The organism is uncultured Sphingomonas sp., from assembly GCF_964243315.1.
Classification (GTDB): domain Bacteria; phylum Pseudomonadota; class Alphaproteobacteria; order Sphingomonadales; family Sphingomonadaceae; genus Sphingomonas.
Genome location: NZ_CAXTEM010000003.1, coordinates 25,559 through 41,490, shown reverse-complemented (window position 1 = coordinate 41,490; position 15,932 = coordinate 25,559). Strand labels below are relative to the sequence as shown.

The following is a 15,932-nucleotide window of genomic DNA, read 5'->3' as shown; positions in this document are numbered from 1 at the left end:
AAGGGCGCACGGAAGGACAGCTAAAGATTATACCGTAGTGGTCGCCTACGACGGGGAGCGGACGGAAGACGACTATTTTCGCGGGTGGAAGCTCGTTATCCCGCCTAGCCGTTTGTCGTTAGAAAGTCTCTACATCAAAAGCGGCGGTAGTGCACTTAAAGCAGTTGAAGCGGCCGTTAAGCGGAAGAGGCGCTTTAAGGACTATGCCGAATTTTGGTGTGTATGTGACGTTGATGATACAAGCTCAGACGACGTAGCAAGAGCGCAGGAATTAGCTCGCGTAAATGACATTAAACTGTGTCTTTCAAATCGGTGCTTTGAAGTCTGGATCCTGCTTCATTATGAATTCTCCGGGGCTGCTATATGCAACGAGAAGGATGCAATTGATCGCGTCGGCAAGCATTGTCCGGATTATGGTAATCCCTACAAAACGTTGGCGTTCCATGAACTGCTACCTAACACTGAGATAGCGATTGATAATGCCGTAAAGCTACAAGCGGCCAATCCGTCAAACCCAATGACGTTAGTTCACCATCTTGTCCGAAAGCTCAAACAGAATTGCGTTTGACGGATGATATGCGAAGATAACGATTGCACGTGTAAACACTCTCCGCAGGTTGCGGGGGCTTATGGAATATCGACTTAGCATGGCGGCCTCACCGTCACTCGTCTCGCAGATCAGGGGCCACTTTGGGGGCCCATAAGATGGCATCGTCATTTTTTGATAGTTATCGCAGATCGTTAACGGTCATATTCGAGTCCTCTTCTGGCACCATTTTCGCCATCCACATGGTGGCGGACGGACACAATGTCCGATTTGGTTCAGTTCGGCCCATGCGGCTGGCGACTCTTATTGCAAAGTTGGATTTGTTCCTCAATTGTTCTCGCCGCATAGACGGGTGAGGCGACATGATCCAGACATCGGGCGACAAGCGGACACGCGATTTCTCGTATTGGCTGCGGACAGGTAGATTGCCGCAAGCCACGGGCCCCGACGGGCTGGAACTCAAATACAATCCTTGGCACGACCCGGACGACGGGCGGTTCACGTTCGCCCAATCGGGTCGCTTCTTCGGTGAGGGGGCATCCGGAGCGGCGGCCGGTGCTGGACAGGCCGGGCGCCAGAGTAGCCAGTCGGGGGGCGGCGCAGCTCGGGTGGAATATCGGGAAGATCCGAACAAGCCGCCGATCAGGACGATGGCGGAAGCCGACGCCTGGCGGGCCAAGCAACTCGCACGATACGGTGATCGATCGGCTTATCGAAGCGCAATAGAAGCACGCTACGAGCTTCTGAAGTCGGCCTTGAACGCGCGTCCCAGCGCGGTGACCGACTTCGGCATCGGTGCCGGAGAAGGCCTTGTGGAAGTCGGCAAGCAAACCGGCAAAGCAATCTACTCCGCGTTGACGACAAACCCGTTAACGACCGCACGCGAGACGATCGACAGCGTCGCCGGCATGATCGATACGGCGATCGCGGCTGAAGATACGCCGGCGCGTGTCCAAATTGCGCGCGCGGCCGATAGCGTCGCCAACGCGACTGCCCGCGAGATCGGCAACAACGTTGGATTGGTGGCCGGCAACGTTGCCATCGGAGTAATGCCTGGCGCCGGTGCTGCGAAGGTCGCCGCGCTCCGACGGCTTCGCACGGCCAGACCGCGTCCGATCCCGTTCGATCCGCCGCAGGTGCATTGGGTCAAAGAGAACCTTGGGAAAGAAAGCCCATCGACGCTGTACAATGATGCCGCCACCGGCGCACGGCAGGGTCAGGCTCCGGCATTGAAACGCACCATGCCGAACGGCTCGCAACGACCAGTGAAGTTCGACGGTGTCGACGGTGACTTTGTGATTGACCGGAAATACGGGATCTCTCTCAAGCCGCGATCAGCAGCACAGGCACTTCGGCAGTCAGCGGTGTTGGCGCAACACCGCCTTATCGAGACATGGGAGGTTCCCAATGACAAGCAGAGGCTGCTAGCTTTGAAGCTATTGAAGAAGAAGAACATCAGAAATATCAAGGTCAGGATTGTAAAGCCATGATAGCTCTGCAGATCGCGCGCTTGATCGCGAACTTCTCGCTATTCCTTGATCTCGCTGATGAGGATCTTCTCGATCCCGACGCGGCAGTGTAGACGATCGAAATCTTGGGGGTAAACCTACAGGCCATAGACCCGCCATTCCTTCGTGAACTGGTGGACGCCTTCGCGATAATCGCCGAGGAATATACGGGCGAGTCTCAACAGCTGGTGCGCAATATGGCATCCGACTTCTTCCTGGAGGAGACGATCGCGGCGGATGATCCGGTAAGGCTGGCCGAATTGGAGGCGCTCCGGGACGCGGATGATCTTCACTATCGGGAACTAAACGCGGCCGTCGACGATGTCGCCCCCAGCGAGCCGTTCGCCGAGGAATCCGCTTATTTGAACGAGCAACCGACAGCATGGCAACGGCTACGATCTTGGCCTCGTTCCCGTCTGTAGATGCCTTTCACTGCATGGCCTTGCCAACGCTGCCAGGCTCACCATCCATCGTCGTGATCAGAAAGGTCGGACCGACGGCCGCAGACCTCTACGACATCACGGACAAGCAGGTATGTCGCGACAGTCAATCCCATACACGACGATATGCCCAATCTTAAAATTCTACCTCTCTACGCAAATTTAGGCGCATCTATTATCCAAGCTGGAGTTCTAAATCAATGGTCGCACAGCAGGTTGCACGCATCATCGCGCACTTCGTGGTCTTTCTCGAATGTACGGATGAGGAAAACCTCGATCCCGATGCGGCAGTTCAAATTATGGAGCAATTGGCGGGCGACATGGGAGTTCTCGATCTCAGCTTCCGTCGCGAACTGGCCGCTGCCTTCGACGTAGTCGCGTTGGACTATGACGGAGAAGCTCGGGAGCGAGTCCGCGATATCGCCAACGCCTACGGCTTGTTCGAAGACGTCTCAGAAGCGGCCAGTCCTGGGCCGCCGGCCGATCGCGATGAGATTAGATGACCCTCGTGCATTGCTGCAGCGCTTAAAGTATCAAAGATCTTCAACATATGCGTCGTCGTAAGGAGTGGCCGGCGCGTCGCGTGCGCCGGCCCGATTGACGCGATCCGACGTCAGCCGCATCGCTCATGTCCGCGCGAGCCGGGATATGTACCCGCCGAGCATGATCGCGCGGCAATGCTCCCGGTCAGGTGCCGTCGATCAATATACCCGCTTCTTCGGCTTGATGTACTCGACGTCGTCGGTGAGCGTGTACTCGTGGACCGGGCGATAGGCGATCGCGGTCTTGCCGCCCTGCCCGCCCCAGCCGTCGAAGGTGGTGATGGTGTGCTTCATCCAGCCGGCGTCGTCGCGGTCGGGATGATCCTCGTTGACGTGCGCGCCGCGTGATTCCTTGCGGTTGGCCGCCGAATCCACCGTCACCACAGCCTGGCCGATCAGATTGTCGAGCTCGAGCGTCTCGATCAGGTCGGTGTTCCAGATCAGGCTGCGATCCTGGATGCCGATGTCGGCCATCCGCTTGTAGATGCCGCTGATCTTCTCCTGCCCCTCGGACAGCAGCGCGTTGTCGCGGAACACCGCGCAATGCTTCTGCATGGTCCGCTGCATGTCGAGCCGGATCTCCGAGGTCGTCGCTGCACCGCTGGAATGACGGAACTTGTCGAGTCGCCCGAGCGCCAGCTCTTCCGAACCCTGGGGAAGCGGGGCGTGGGCCGTGTCGGTCTTGGTGATGTCCGCGATCCGCTTGCCGGTGGCGCGGCCGAACACGACGAGATCGATCAGGCTGTTCGAGCCGAGCCGGTTGGCACCGTGGACCGACACGCACGCCGCCTCGCCGACCGCGAACAGGCCGGGGACGACGGTGTCGGGGTTGCCATCGACGAGGTTGACGACCTCGCCGTGGAAGTTGGTCGGGATCCCGCCCATGTTGTAATGCACCGTCGGCGTGACCGGCAGCGGCTGGCGGGTCAGGTCGACGCCGGCGAAGATCTTGCCGGTCTCGGTGATGCCCGGCAGGCGTTCGTGCAGCACCTTCGGGTCGATATGGTCGAGGTGCAGGAAGATGTGGTCGCCGTTCTTGCCGACGCCGCGGCCTTCGCGCATCTCCATCGCCATCGACCGCGACACGACGTCGCGCGACGCCAGGTCCTTCGCCGAGGGGGCATAGCGTTCCATGAAGCGCTCGCCTTCGGAATTGGTGAGGTAGCCACCCTCGCCGCGCGCGCCCTCGGTAATCAGCACGCCCGCGCCGTAGATGCCGGTCGGGTGGAACTGGACGAACTCCATGTCCTGGAGCGGCAGGCCCGCGCGGAGCACCATCGCGTTGCCGTCGCCGGTGCAGGTGTGCGCAGAGGTCGCGGAGAAATAGCAGCGGCCGTAGCCACCGGTCGCGAGCACGGTCTGGTGGCTGCGAAAGCGGTGGATCGAACCGTCTTCCATGCACAGCGCGATCACGCCGCGGCAGACGCCGTTTTCCATGATCAGGTCGAGCGCGAAATATTCGACGTAGAAGTCGGTGCTGTACTTCAGGCTCTGCTGGTACAGCGCGTGAAGCATGGCGTGGCCGGTGCGATCCGCGGCGGCGCAGGTGCGCTGCGCGGGCGGGCCCTCGCCCATATTCTGCATCATGCCGCCGAACGGGCGCTGGTAGATCTTGCCCTCGTCGGTACGGCTGAACGGCAGGCCGGCATGTTCGAGCTCGTAGACCGCAGCAGGCGCCTCGCGGACCATGTACTCGATCGCGTCCTGGTCGCCGAGCCAGTCGGATCCCTTCACGGTGTCGTACATGTGCCAGGTCCAGTGGTCCGGGCCCATGTTGCCGAGCGAGGCGGCGATGCCGCCCTGCGCGGCGACGGTGTGGCTGCGGGTCGGGAAGACCTTAGTAATGCAGGCGGTCTTCAGACCGCTTTCGGCGATGCCCATGGTGGCACGCAGGCCGGCGCCGCCGGCGCCGACGACGACGGCGTCATAGGTGTGGTCGATGATCTTGTAGGCGGCGGGAACGGAAGCGGACATCAGGCGGGGGCTCCGAATGCGACCTTCAGGATCGCGAAGATGGCAGTCGCGGCGGTCGCGACGGTGAACAGGTTCAGCAGGATCATCGCGGCCACCCGCGCCTGATCATGCTGATAATCCTCGATCACCACCTGAAGCCCCAGGCGGAAGTGATAGAAGACGGACGTGATCAACAGGATCATCGGCACCGCGACCCAGGTCGAGCGGAGCCAGGTATAGACGGTCGCGTGATCGTAGCCGGTCAATCGCGCGATCGAGAAGAAGAACCAGAGCATCAACAGCAGGTTCGATCCCGCGGTCAGCCGTTGGCGCCACCAATGATGCGTGCCTTCCTTGGCGCTGCCGAGCCCGCGGACGCGGCCGATGCTGGTGCCGTTACCCATCAGTTCAATCCCACATAGAGCCAGAAGACGACCGTCAGCACCACACCGCTCGCCATCGCGGCGAGCGCCGACATGCGGTTGCGCCGCAGCTCGAAATTGGCGCCGGCATCCATGAACAGATGGCGGATGCCGTTGCTCATATGGGTGAAGAACGACAGCGTCAGCCCGACGCCGAGGATCCAGCCGAGGATGTTGAGGTTACCCGTGCTCGTCGTGAACACGTCGAGGAAATCGGCATAGGCCTCCGCCCCCGCCGCGATCGACGCCAGCCACCACACCAGCAGCAGCGTCCCGACCGTCGCCATGCCGCTGCCGGTCGCGCGGTGCAGGATCGAGACCAGCATGTGCGGCCCCCAGCGATAGTTCAGGCGCATGAAGCCCGCGAAGAGATGCGGGCTGCGCGGACGGGCCGGAGTGCGGGATGCCATGTGTATCCTCAGGGTAGCGACGCCCGAACGGGCGATGCTGTCCATTTAGGCCGCGAACGGAGGGATGCAAGCTGCGAGCCGGGCCGCCGCGGAATACCGCGGTGCCTAACCCGGCGTTAACCCTTCGGGCCTACGCAGGACGCATCACCGAATTCCGGCCGATGGAGCATACCACCTTGACCGCTCTTACCGACGACGATCTTCCCGTTCCCGGCAGCATCGCCGCGCATATCGATCTCGCTGCGCGGATCGCTGCGTTCGATGCCGACGGCACGCTGGAATCCAGCGCGTGCGAGCTGTGGGGGATCCTGGAGCCGCAGGCGGACAAGATCGTCGACGCTTATTGGGGCCAATGGCTCAGCCAGACTCCGGGCCAGGCGCACTGGATCCAGCATAGCCGCGACCGCCGGGTCGAGCTCGGCGTGTTGTACCTGCGCAACCGCTTCTGCAAGGTCGCCGACCGCGCCTGGGTCGAATCGATGGAGCGTGCGGTCGCTGCCGGGTACAAGGCAGGGGTCAAGACGATGGCTCTGCTGTCGATGACCTGCGCGAGCGACCGGGCGGCGCTGGAGCTGGTGATGCGGCTGGTGCCGCTGGACGATCCGCGGATGACGCGCTTCGTCGACACGCTGATGCGGCTGTTCGGCATGGAAGCCGAGCTGACCGTCGCGCTGTATTCAGGCTTCCTCGCGCATACCGAGCGGCTCGACCGCGATCGGCTGGCGGGCGACTTCAACGTCAGCATCGGCCTGACCGTCGAATCGGCATCGGACGACAGCAACGCGCTGCGCCGGCAAAGCGATCAGGCGTCGCACGTCGCGCGCGGCATGCTCGGCAAGGCGAGCGAAGTGGCTGCGGCAGCGGAGCAGTCGGCGGTGGCGATGCGCGAAGCCGCGCAGACTGCGGCGGGCCTGATCCGCGCGATCGAGGACGCGCGCACCGAGGTCGAAGCCGCGGCCGATATCGCGACCCGCGCATCCGCGCAGGCCAGCGAAGCGGTCGGCATGAGCGAAGCACTGAGCGATCACGCCAAGTCGATCGAATCGATCCTCGGCCTGATCCGCGACATCGCCGGTCAGACCAACCTGCTCGCTCTAAACGCCACGATCGAGGCAGCGCGCGCTGGCGATGCCGGCCGCGGCTTCGCCGTCGTCGCGCAGGAGGTGAAGAGCCTCGCCAACCAGACCGCACGCGCCACCGACGACATCGCCGCCAAGATCGCCGCGATCCAGTCGGCGACCAAGGGCACGGTCGACACCAACGCGAGTATCAAGGCGACCGTCGCCGAAGTGCAGGAAAGCGCCAATCGCATCCGCTACGCGATGGAAGCGCAGGCGCAGACCGTCACCGCGATCACCGCGGCGGTCGACGAGACCGCGCTCGCCGCCGATTCGATGTCCTCGACGATCGCCGCGATCCGCGAGGATACGGAAACCGTCGCGTCCGAGATCGACGGCGTCGGTCGCGGCTTCGACATGCTCGACGGCCGCCTCAGCAGCCTGAAGAACAGCGCCGGAGAATTCGTGGCGAAGGTCGCAGCTTGAGCGATCGGGGGAGCACGCCGTGGCCGACCCGATCACGCTAGGCGGCTGGGGTGGCGCCGACCGCAGCGTCGCCCAGCATGTCGGCGACTATGACTGGGACGCCAGCATCGCCGATGCCTGCCGCGACATGTGCTCGCTGCTGACCGATGAGGATTACCGCACGATCGCTGAAGGCTTCTGGCACTATTACCTGTCGCTTCCCGCTACCCAGGGCGTGCGCGGCTATTTTACCCCGAAGCGGCTGGAACGCCGGATCACCGAGAGCACCGCCTACGCCGCCTGCAAATACCGCAACCCGTTCGGCGAGGAATGGAAGACGATCGCGACCGCGCATGCCGATATGTCGCGGCAGGCCGGCATCCCGCTGTCCACACTGCAGGCGGCGCTGTCGATGTCGCACAGCCGCACGCTGGCGCTACTCGAGGAGCGCATCGCCGGCGATACCAAGCGCCTGCTGAAGCTGTGCGACGCGATCCAGCGGATCACGCTGGTCGAATCGGACGTAATGAGCGCCTACCTCGCCGCCGCCGACGCCGCGCAGGCGCTGGCCGAGCGCCAGGCGCGCTCCGCCGACTTTCGCGACAGCATCGCACAATCGATCGAAGGCGCCGCGCAGCTCGGCAACAGCATCCGCATCCAGGCCGATGGTGCTTCCGGATCCACCCGCCAGGTGCTCGGCAAGGCGAATGAAGTGGCGGCCGCGGCGGCACAATCGGCGGCGGCGATGCGCACCGCCGCGGCGACCGCAGCGGGGCTGATCCACGCGATCGAGCACGCCCGTGCCGAGGTCGGTGCCGCGGCCGACATCGCGGCGCGCGCGTCGGCGCAGACCGGCGAAGCGGTGGGCATGAGCGAGGCGCTCACCGATCATGCCAAGTCGATCGAATCCATCCTCGGCCTGATCCGCGACATCGCCGGCCAGACCAACCTGCTCGCGCTCAACGCCACGATCGAGGCAGCGCGCGCGGGCGATGCCGGCCGCGGGTTCGCGGTGGTCGCGCAGGAGGTGAAGAGCCTCGCCAACCAGACCGCCCGCGCCACCGACGACATCGCCGCCAAGATTGCCGCGATCCAATCGGCGACGCGCAGCGCGGTGGAGACGAACTTCAGCATTCGATCGACCGTCGCCGACGTGCTGTCGGGCGCGCAGCGGATCCGGTTCGCGATGGAATCGCAGGCACAGACCGTCACCGCGATCACCGCCGCCGTCGAGGAGACAGCGCTGGCGGCCGATTCGATGTCGTCAAACGTTGCCCTCATCCGCGGCGACGCACAGATCGTGGCGCAGGAGATCGATGCGCTCGGCAAAGGCTTCGGCGCGGTCGGCGACCAGCTCGCGATGCTCAGGCAGGCCGCCGAGAGCTTCTCCGCCGACGTCGCCTGACGGGGTGACGTCCGCCCGCCGCTGCGGCTAAAGCGCGGGCATGACCAACATCCTCCTCACCGGATCGAGCCGCGGCATCGGTGCCGCCACCGCAGACGCGCTTGCTGCCGCCGGAGCCACCGTGATCGGCCACGGCACCGCCAGCGGCATCCCCGCCGACTTCGCCGATCCCGCCGCCCCCGCTGCACTGTGGAACGCCGCGCTCGACCGGGCCGACGGCGCGATCGACGTGCTCGTCAACAATGCCGGGGTGTTCGAAGCCAACCCGCTCGACGCCGATGACGATGCGTGGCTCGCGGGGTGGGAACGAACGATGCGGATCAACCTGACCGCGTCGGCCGAGCTTTGCCGGCTGGCGGTGCTGCACTGGCAGGCGCGAGGCTGTGGCGGCCGCATCGTCAACATCGCCAGCCGTGCGGCGTACCGCGGCGACAGCCCGGCGCACTGGCATTATGCCGCGTCCAAGGCGGGTATGGTCGCGATGACCAAGACGATCGCGCGCGGCTATGCCGCACAGGGCATCCTCGCCTTCGCGATTTGCCCGGGCTTCACGATGACCGGGATGGCGGAGGATTATCTCGCCAGTCGCGGCGGCGACAAGCTGCTGGCGGACATCCCGCTCGGCCGGGTCGCGGACCCGCAGGAGGTCGCGGTAGCGGCGCGCTTCCTCGCGCTGGAGGCGCCGGCGTCGATGACCGGCGCGGTGATCGACGTCAACGGGGCGAGCTATGTCCGCTGACAGCTGGAAGCTGACCCTGCCCTGCACCCGCGCCGAGGCCGAAGCGATCGACATCGCCGATCCCTGGGCAGATGGAGTCGACATCGATCCGATGCCGGTGCTGATGACCACCGAGGACGTGGTCGACGATGCCGAGCGCTGGCATCTCGACGCTTATTTCGACCGCGAACCCGATGCCGCGACGATCGCGCTGGTTCGCGCGCTGGTGCCGAGCGCGGGCGATCTCGCGCCCGTGGTCGAACGGCTGACGGGCGAGGATTGGGTGACGCTTAGCCAGGCGGGGCTCGAACCCGTCCGCGCAGGGCGCTTCGTCATCCACACCGCGGCCTATCCCGCTGAGGCGCCAGCGGGAGGCCGCGCGTTCAGGATCGAAGCGAGCCAGGCGTTCGGCACCGGGCATCACGAGACCACCGCCGGCTGCCTCGATATGCTCGACCGGCTGGCGAGCGCGGGTGGGACGTTCGCCAACATCGTCGACCTCGGCACCGGGACCGGGCTGCTGGCGTTCGCGGCGCGCGAACTCTGGCGCGATGCCGCGGTGATGGCGACCGACATCGACCCGATCGCGATCGAAGTGACCCGCGAGAACGCCGCGATCAACGCGATCCCCGCCGACGCGGTCGCGCTCGTGGTCGCGGACGGCGTCCACGACGCCGCGATCGCCGCCCGCGTGCCGTTCGATCTGGTGATCGCCAACATCCTCGCCGGGCCGCTGATCGACATGGCCGCCGACATCGCCTCGATCGCGGTGCCGGGGGCGACGGTGGTCCTCGCCGGGCTGCTCGGCACGCAGGCGGATGCGGTGGTCTCCGCCTATGAGGCGCAGGGCGTCGCGTGCGTTGAGCGGCTGGCGCGCGGCGACTGGACGATCCTGCAGCTGCGCGCGGTGACGTAAGAGAGCTTCCACCACTTTATGAGCACCACCCCGGCGGAGGCCGGGGCCCAGTTACGCAGGTCCATGTGACGACGGGAGGTGCTCCGTTACCTTCTATTCCCTACTGGGCCCCGGCCTCCGCCGGGGTGGTAGTAAGCGAAACGGCGCACCGATCTCACCGCTTAGCCACCTGCGGCTTCACCGCCACGGGCGTCACGTAACTCGGCCGCGGCGCCTGCCGCCGGGCCAGCGCCATCGTCAGCGCGGCCGCAGCCTTCGGCGTCATCGCGGCAAGGATCATCGCGGTCGATCGTTCGCGCATCCGCTGCGCGACGCGCATCTGGACGTCGAGATCGAGCTGTTCGAGCACCAGCGCCGCCGCGGCGGGCTTCATCGCCTGGTAGATCTTGGCGAGGTCGTCGAACTGATCGGGCACTGCCGGCTCGCCCGCGGCTACGATCCCCGGCGCCCCCGCACCCACCGGCGCGGCGCGGGTCTCCAGATCGGCCTTCAGCCGCGCCTCCGCCGCGCGGATCGCCTGTTCGCGCAGGTCGAGCGAACGGCCGCGCCGCACCGCGCTCTTGTCGCGCGCGTCGACGTCGTCGGCGATCGCCACGCCAAGCCGCGTCTGCGGCACGACCGGGTCGGGCGACGCTACGCCGACCGCGTTGGCGATGCCGGCGACCGCCGTCGCCGCGGCGGTCAGCAGCAGCAGGGATGGCCGTCCGATCATGCCACCGCCCCCTGCGCGCGGTCCGCGGCATGCTGGCGCCGCGCGGCGTGCGCGGCATCCGCCATCCGGTCCGCCGAGGCATTGGCGATCCCGACCATCACCGTCAGCTCGTCCGCGATCGCATGCCCGTCCGCCAGCGCCTTCGCCGCGCCGGCGCAATCGCCGAGCGCGGTCTTCAGTTCGGACAGCACCATCCGCGCCTCCGCGGTGGAGCGATCGAGCAGCGTCACGACCTCGACGATCGCGCCGCCGCGCACCGCCTTCAGCGACCGCATCATGCGCACGCTCTGCACCAGCACCGCGGCGCACAGGATCATCGTGCCGAGATCGGCGACGGTCGCGAAATTCATGACAGCGGTCCCTTGTCGATGTCGGTGGAAAGCCGGACGGCGATGTTGTTGCAGCGTTGCCCGATCTGCGCGCGTGCCAGCGGGATGCCGCCGACATGGAGTTCGAGCGGCTCGTCGGGCCGCTTGCCGAGCGGGATGATGCCGCCGACCGCGAGCGACTGGACCTCGCCCAGCGTCAGCGACGCCTCGCCGAGCACCACGTCGACCGACACTTCGGTGCGGCGGATCTCGGTCGCCATGTGCGATCCCCAGATATTGTCCGGGCCCAGCGTCTCGCCCATGAACCGCTGGCTGAGGGTGTAGCGGACCGGCTCGATCGTCGCATAGGGCAGCAGCACGTTAATGCAGCCGCCGCGGCCGTCCATGTCGATCCGCAGCGTCGCGATCGTGCAGATGTTGGTCGCCCCCGCGATCGACGCGAAGCGCGGGCTGGTCTCGACCCGTTCGAGCGCCATCGTCGCGGTGGTGATCGGCTGCATCGCGGCGCTGAGATCGGCGAGCGCGAGGTTGAGCATCCGCGCGACCAGCCCGGTCTCGATGCCGGTAAAGCCACGCCCGTCGATGACCGTCGGCCCGCCGCCCTTGCGGCCGCCGAGCAGCGCGTCGACCACCGAATAGATCAGCGCCGATTCGACCGTGATCAGCCCGTAGTTGCGCCATTCCTCGACCCGGAACACGCCGATCATCGCGGGCAATGCGATGCGGTTGACGAAATCGCCGAACCGGATCGAGCTGACTTCCTCGATACTGACGTCGATCGCGTCGGAGGTCAGGTTGCGCATCGATGTCGAGAAGGCGCGGACCATGCGGTCGTACACCACCTCCAGCATCGGCAGGCGTTCGTAGCTGATGACGTCGGATTCGATGACCGCCTTCAGCCCGCTGCGCGGCTTTTGCGGTCCGCCGACATCGCCGAACAGCGCATCGATCCCCGCCTGGTCGAGCGCGCCCATCGGGAAGTCCCCGCCCGCGGGCGGCTCCGGCAGCGCGAAGTCGTCGAAATCGTCGAGTTGGGCGCTCATTGCTGGATCAGATCCTGGACGAGCACGTCCTTCACCTGACCATCGCCCAATGTTTCGCGGGCGCGGACGAGCAATTGCTCCTTGATCCGGAACACCGCCGCGGAGCCGGCCAGATCCTCGGGCCGCAATTCGCGCAAGAACGGTTGATAGGCGTCGAGCAGCACCGGCACCTTGTTCTTGAGCGCTTCGGCGCTGCTCCGGGGGCCGGGGACGAGCATCACATGCACCTTCAGGAAATGCGGCGCATTGTCGGGCGACCGCAGGTTCACGAGCAGCGGCGGCACGTCGACCGGCTGATTGAGCACGTCGTCCTCGCCGCCCTCGTGCGCCGCGACCTCAGTCTCCGCCTCGCCGCTGCCGCTCATCAGCAACGCCGCACCGGTGCCGCCGAACAGGACCAGCGCCGCCGCGGCGCCGACGATCATCAGCTTCTTGCGGCGCGGGCGGGCGGCGGCAGCGGCACCGTCGCCGACCAGCACCTCCTCGCCGTCCGCAACGGGTTCGTCGTCCGCGGCCTTGTCGATGTCGTCGCTCGCCACGTGCGCTGCTCCTTCAAGTTTCCGCCCCGCAGCCGACCGGCCCGGCGCATTCCCGACTATTATAGGACGGGTGGCAGGCAGATTTTGCCTAGCCGCGGAAGAAACGAACATTTCGAAAGTCGCACCCGATGGACGTGTCCTCCTATGTGTTGCTGAGCCGGGAACAGGCGCTGCGCCGCCAGCTCGACGTCGCCGCGAACAACATGGCGAACATGACGACGGCGGGGTTCAAGCGCGAACGCCCGGTGTTCCGCGAATATGTCGAACGCAGCGCCGAGAACGCGGTCGATGCGGCGCAGGCCACCTCGTTCGTGCTCGATTACGGCGCGCTGCACGACACCAAGGCGGGCGCATTCCAGGCGACCGGCAACCCGCTCGACCTGATGATCGACGGCCCCGGCTATTTCGCGGTCGAGGCGCCGGGCGGCGGCACCGCCTATACCCGCGCGGGCTTCGTCAAGACCAACGAGACCGGCGAGCTGATCGCCGCGGACGGGCAGAAGCTGCTCGGCGAGGGCGGCCGGCCGATCGCGATCCCCGTGGAACAGCTCCCGACGCTGTCGATCGCGAGCGACGGCACCGTCTCGACGCGCGAAGGCATTCTCGGGCGGCTGGCGATCACGGTGTTCGGTGACGAGCGCATGCTGACGCCGCGGGGGGACGGGATGATGGCGGGCGGCGGCGGGCGCGAACTAGCCGCGACCGAGACCCGGCTGCGCAGCGGCGGGGTCGAGGGCTCCAACGTCGAACCGATCGTCGAGACCACCGCAATGGTCGACATCCTGCGCGCCTACCAAACGACGATGCGGATCGCCCAGGACATGGACGAACTGCGCAAGCGCGCGATCGGCTCGCTCAGCCGCATCAGCTGACCCCACTCACCATTCGAAAGGCCCCGCCATGCGTTCGCTTTCCATCGCCAGCACCGGGATGCTCGCCCAACAGACCAACGTCGACGTCATCTCGAACAACATCGCCAACATGAACACGACCGCGTTCAAGCGGCAGCGCGCGGCGTTCCAGGACCTGCTCTACCAGCAGGAGATCCGGCCCGGCTCGGCTGCGGCGGGCGACGGCGGCAACAAGGTGCCCGCGGGGATCCAGATCGGGTCGGGCGTCAAGACCGGCGGGATCTACCGGATCATCGAACAGGGATCGGCTAGCCAGACCGGCAACCGCTACGATCTGTCGATCGAGGGCCGTGGCTATTTCCAGGTGACGATGCCGAGCGGCGAGATCGGCTATACCCGCGACGGCGCATTTCAGCTGTCGGATCAGGGCGAGCTGGTGACCTCCGACGGCTATCCGATCGAGCCCGGCATCGTCGTGCCGCCCGAAGCGGTCGACGTCGCGATCAGCAAGACCGGTGAGGTCCAGGTCAAGCTGGCGGGCGCGAACGAGATGCAGACCGTCGGCCAGCTCCAGCTCGCGACCTTCGTCAACGAGGCGGGTCTGGAGGCGCTGGGCGGCAACATGCTGATGCCGTCGGGATCGTCGGGTCTGCCGACCGTCGCCAGCCCCGGCCAGCCCGGCTTCGGCACGACGATGCAGGGCTTCATCGAAAGCTCCAACGTCAATCCGGTGTCGGAGATCACCTCGCTGATCACCGCGCAGCGGGCGTACGAGATGAACAGCCGGGTGGTGAAGACCGCCGACGAGATGCTCGCCACCTCGAGCCAGCTGCGATGATCGCGCTGCTCGCGCTGCTACTCGCCGCGGACGCGCCGGCGACGACTACGGTCGAGGTGGCCGTGCTGACGCGTGCGGTAGAGCGCGGCGAGACGCTGGCGGTGTCGGATTTCGAACGTTCGCCCCGCGCGCCGGGCCTCGCCATCGGCGCGGTCGTTGCGACGCGGGCGGCGGGTCGCGAACTGGTCCGCGCGCTGCCCGCGGGCGCGGTGGTCCGCGCGAGCGACACGATCACGCCGCGGCTGGTGCGGCGCGGCGAGCCGGTCGCGATCAACCTGCGCGCGCGCGGCTTGCTGATCGCCACCGGCGGCCGGGCGCTGACCGCGGGCGGCATGGGCGATCTCGTCCGCGTCGTCGCCACCGCGACCAACCGCACTTTCGACGCGGTCGTCGAGGGCAGCGGCGCGGTGCGGCTCGGCACGCCCTGAACCAATCGGAGACGATCATGCGCAAGACAAGGACGTGGTGCACGGTCGCCGCGGGTGCGGTGCTGCTGTCGGGCTGCGGCACGCTGGGCCGGCTGAAGCAGGTCGGCAAGGCGCCGCCGCTTGCACCGGCCGAGGCGGTGCTCTCCCCCGAGATCGAGGACTCGATTGGCCAGGCGAGTGGCGTGCAGCGCCGCCGCGCAGTGACCCCGCAGGCGATCGTGCCCAGCGCGTCGCTGTTTCGCGCCGGCGCCGGCACCTTCCTGGGCGACCAGCGTGCCTCTCGCACCGGCGACATCGTCACTGTTCGGATCAACGTCGCCGACAAGGCCGATATCGGCAACACCACCGCCCGCACCCGCGGCGGCAACGAGAGTGCGGGGGTGAGCGCGCTGCTCGGCGTCGAGAAGTTCCTGCCTGGCGATCCCGCCAAGCTCGCCGCCGCCAACTCCGCGTCGCAATATACCGGCAGCGGGACGATCAGCCGCAGCGAGACGATCAATATGACGATGTCGGCGATCGTCACCGACGTGCTGCCCAACGGCAACCTCGCGATCCGCGGCCGGCAGGAGATCCGCGTCAATTACGAACTGCGCGAACTGATCGTCAGCGGCATCATCCGCCCACAGGACATTTCCCGCGACAACAGCATCCGCCACAGCCAGATCGCCGAAGCGCGGATCAGCTATGGCGGCCGCGGCCAGCTCACTCAGGCGCAACAGGCGCGCTGGGGCCAGCAGATCTACGACGCGCTGTTCCCGTTTTGAGGAACCGGCGCCGCGGAAAGCCTAACCACTTTTTCACCATCAAA

19 protein-coding genes are annotated in these 15,932 nt (G+C 66.1%); 12 read left to right on the top strand and 7 right to left on the bottom strand.

Annotated elements, in window-relative coordinates:
* Window positions 1-37: 37 nt before the first annotated feature.
* The 4 genes from ACFE77_RS01810 to ACFE77_RS01795 all read left to right on the top strand — a co-directional run bounded on the left by ACFE77_RS01810 (window position 38) and on the right by ACFE77_RS01795 (window position 2,998).
* Window positions 38-568, top strand: a complete 531-nt coding sequence (locus ACFE77_RS01810) for an RloB family protein (protein WP_375419910.1) — start codon at window positions 38-40, stop codon at window positions 566-568.
* Window positions 569-909: 341 nt separating this feature from the next.
* Complete coding sequence (locus ACFE77_RS01805) at window positions 910-2,037, top strand: hypothetical protein (protein WP_375419909.1); 1,128 nt, start codon at window positions 910-912, stop codon at window positions 2,035-2,037.
* Window positions 2,038-2,141: 104 nt separating this feature from the next.
* Entirely contained in the window at window positions 2,142-2,477 is a 336-nt protein-coding gene (locus ACFE77_RS01800; protein WP_375419908.1) for a hypothetical protein, read from the top strand.
* A gap of 218 nt (window positions 2,478-2,695) precedes the next feature.
* The gene (locus tag ACFE77_RS01795) at window positions 2,696-2,998 is read left to right on the top strand and encodes a hypothetical protein (protein ID WP_375419907.1); all 303 of its coding nucleotides are present in this window, start codon (window positions 2,696-2,698) and stop codon (window positions 2,996-2,998) included.
* A 198-nt stretch (window positions 2,999-3,196) separates the two neighbouring features.
* Here the strand turns inward: ACFE77_RS01795 and sdhA are convergent, their stop codons facing one another.
* The 3 genes from sdhA to sdhC are packed head-to-tail and all read right to left on the bottom strand — an operon-like array spanning window position 3,197 to window position 5,822.
* On the bottom strand, window positions 3,197-5,011 hold the full coding sequence (gene sdhA, locus ACFE77_RS01790; protein ID WP_375419906.1) for a succinate dehydrogenase flavoprotein subunit: 1,815 nt from the start codon (window positions 5,009-5,011) through the stop codon (window positions 3,197-3,199).
* On the bottom strand, window positions 5,011-5,394 hold the full coding sequence (gene sdhD / locus ACFE77_RS01785) for a succinate dehydrogenase, hydrophobic membrane anchor protein (protein WP_375419905.1): 384 nt from the start codon (window positions 5,392-5,394) through the stop codon (window positions 5,011-5,013). Before sdhD ends, sdhA begins: the two co-directional genes overlap by 1 nt.
* Entirely contained in the window at window positions 5,394-5,822 is a 429-nt protein-coding gene (gene sdhC, locus ACFE77_RS01780) for a succinate dehydrogenase, cytochrome b556 subunit (RefSeq protein WP_375419904.1), read from the bottom strand. Before sdhC ends, sdhD begins: the two co-directional genes overlap by 1 nt.
* 176 nt (window positions 5,823-5,998) lie before the next feature.
* Here sdhC and ACFE77_RS01775 point away from each other — a divergent pair, with 176 nt between their 5' ends.
* Genes ACFE77_RS01775 through ACFE77_RS01760 form a run of 4 tightly spaced genes read left to right on the top strand, consistent with a single transcriptional unit; the run spans window position 5,999 to window position 10,384 of the window.
* Window positions 5,999-7,366 carry a methyl-accepting chemotaxis protein gene (locus ACFE77_RS01775; protein ID WP_375419903.1) on the top strand — a complete coding sequence of 456 codons (1,368 nt, stop codon included), beginning with the start codon at window positions 5,999-6,001 and terminating at the stop codon, window positions 7,364-7,366.
* 19 nt (window positions 7,367-7,385) lie between these two features.
* The gene (locus ACFE77_RS01770; protein WP_375419902.1) at window positions 7,386-8,750 is read left to right on the top strand and encodes a methyl-accepting chemotaxis protein; all 1,365 of its coding nucleotides are present in this window, start codon (window positions 7,386-7,388) and stop codon (window positions 8,748-8,750) included.
* Window positions 8,751-8,790: 40 nt separating this feature from the next.
* On the top strand, window positions 8,791-9,489 hold the full coding sequence (locus tag ACFE77_RS01765; RefSeq protein WP_375419901.1) for an SDR family NAD(P)-dependent oxidoreductase: 699 nt from the start codon (window positions 8,791-8,793) through the stop codon (window positions 9,487-9,489).
* On the top strand, window positions 9,479-10,384 hold the full coding sequence (locus ACFE77_RS01760) for a 50S ribosomal protein L11 methyltransferase (protein WP_375419900.1): 906 nt from the start codon (window positions 9,479-9,481) through the stop codon (window positions 10,382-10,384). Before ACFE77_RS01765 ends, ACFE77_RS01760 begins: the two co-directional genes overlap by 11 nt.
* 154 nt (window positions 10,385-10,538) lie before the next feature.
* Here the strand turns inward: ACFE77_RS01760 and ACFE77_RS01755 are convergent, their stop codons facing one another.
* Genes ACFE77_RS01755 through ACFE77_RS01740 form a run of 4 tightly spaced genes read right to left on the bottom strand, consistent with a single transcriptional unit; the run spans window position 10,539 to window position 13,007 of the window.
* Window positions 10,539-11,096, bottom strand: a complete 558-nt coding sequence (locus tag ACFE77_RS01755) for a MotE family protein (protein WP_375419899.1) — start codon at window positions 11,094-11,096, stop codon at window positions 10,539-10,541.
* Window positions 11,093-11,446 carry a hypothetical protein gene (locus ACFE77_RS01750; RefSeq protein ID WP_375419898.1) on the bottom strand — a complete coding sequence of 118 codons (354 nt, stop codon included), beginning with the start codon at window positions 11,444-11,446 and terminating at the stop codon, window positions 11,093-11,095. Before ACFE77_RS01750 ends, ACFE77_RS01755 begins: the two co-directional genes overlap by 4 nt.
* Window positions 11,443-12,468, bottom strand: coding sequence for a flagellar motor switch protein FliM (fliM, locus tag ACFE77_RS01745; RefSeq protein ID WP_375419897.1), 1,026 nt, complete (start codon window positions 12,466-12,468; stop codon window positions 11,443-11,445). Before fliM ends, ACFE77_RS01750 begins: the two co-directional genes overlap by 4 nt.
* Window positions 12,465-13,007, bottom strand: coding sequence for a flagellar basal body-associated FliL family protein (locus tag ACFE77_RS01740; RefSeq protein ID WP_375419896.1), 543 nt, complete (start codon window positions 13,005-13,007; stop codon window positions 12,465-12,467). The genes fliM and ACFE77_RS01740 overlap by 4 nt, the downstream gene beginning before the upstream one ends.
* 128 nt (window positions 13,008-13,135) lie before the next feature.
* Here ACFE77_RS01740 and ACFE77_RS01735 point away from each other — a divergent pair, with 128 nt between their 5' ends.
* Genes ACFE77_RS01735 through flgH form a run of 4 tightly spaced genes read left to right on the top strand, consistent with a single transcriptional unit; the run spans window position 13,136 to window position 15,888 of the window.
* A complete protein-coding gene (locus ACFE77_RS01735; protein WP_375419895.1) occupies window positions 13,136-13,879 on the top strand; it encodes a flagellar hook-basal body complex protein in 744 nt (247 codons plus the stop codon).
* Window positions 13,880-13,907: 28 nt separating this feature from the next.
* Complete coding sequence (gene flgG, locus ACFE77_RS01730; RefSeq protein ID WP_375419894.1) at window positions 13,908-14,696, top strand: flagellar basal-body rod protein FlgG; 789 nt, start codon at window positions 13,908-13,910, stop codon at window positions 14,694-14,696.
* Window positions 14,693-15,124 (top strand): flagellar basal body P-ring formation chaperone FlgA, encoded by a 432-nt coding sequence (flgA, locus tag ACFE77_RS01725; RefSeq protein ID WP_375419893.1) that lies wholly within the window; start codon window positions 14,693-14,695, stop codon window positions 15,122-15,124. Before flgG ends, flgA begins: the two co-directional genes overlap by 4 nt.
* A 17-nt stretch (window positions 15,125-15,141) precedes the next feature.
* Window positions 15,142-15,888 carry a flagellar basal body L-ring protein FlgH gene (flgH, locus tag ACFE77_RS01720; protein WP_375419892.1) on the top strand — a complete coding sequence of 249 codons (747 nt, stop codon included), beginning with the start codon at window positions 15,142-15,144 and terminating at the stop codon, window positions 15,886-15,888.
* Window positions 15,889-15,932 lie beyond the last annotated feature (44 nt).

Coding starts and splice junctions, on each gene's coding strand:
- sdhD (WP_375419905.1), bottom strand. CDS start 5,394: ATGGGTAACGGCACCAGCATCGGCCGCGTCCGCGGGCTCGGCAGCGCC.
- ACFE77_RS01805 (WP_375419909.1), top strand. CDS start 910: ATGATCCAGACATCGGGCGACAAGCGGACACGCGATTTCTCGTATTGG.
- ACFE77_RS01795 (WP_375419907.1), top strand. CDS start 2,696: ATGGTCGCACAGCAGGTTGCACGCATCATCGCGCACTTCGTGGTCTTT.
- sdhC (WP_375419904.1), bottom strand. CDS start 5,822: ATGGCATCCCGCACTCCGGCCCGTCCGCGCAGCCCGCATCTCTTCGCG.
- flgG (WP_375419894.1), top strand. CDS start 13,908: ATGCGTTCGCTTTCCATCGCCAGCACCGGGATGCTCGCCCAACAGACC.
- flgH (WP_375419892.1), top strand. CDS start 15,142: ATGCGCAAGACAAGGACGTGGTGCACGGTCGCCGCGGGTGCGGTGCTG.
- ACFE77_RS01735 (WP_375419895.1), top strand. CDS start 13,136: ATGGACGTGTCCTCCTATGTGTTGCTGAGCCGGGAACAGGCGCTGCGC.
- ACFE77_RS01760 (WP_375419900.1), top strand. CDS start 9,479: ATGTCCGCTGACAGCTGGAAGCTGACCCTGCCCTGCACCCGCGCCGAG.
- flgA (WP_375419893.1), top strand. CDS start 14,693: ATGATCGCGCTGCTCGCGCTGCTACTCGCCGCGGACGCGCCGGCGACG.
- ACFE77_RS01750 (WP_375419898.1), bottom strand. CDS start 11,446: ATGAATTTCGCGACCGTCGCCGATCTCGGCACGATGATCCTGTGCGCC.
- ACFE77_RS01765 (WP_375419901.1), top strand. CDS start 8,791: ATGACCAACATCCTCCTCACCGGATCGAGCCGCGGCATCGGTGCCGCC.
- fliM (WP_375419897.1), bottom strand. CDS start 12,468: ATGAGCGCCCAACTCGACGATTTCGACGACTTCGCGCTGCCGGAGCCG.
- ACFE77_RS01755 (WP_375419899.1), bottom strand. CDS start 11,096: ATGATCGGACGGCCATCCCTGCTGCTGCTGACCGCCGCGGCGACGGCG.
- sdhA (WP_375419906.1), bottom strand. CDS start 5,011: ATGTCCGCTTCCGTTCCCGCCGCCTACAAGATCATCGACCACACCTAT.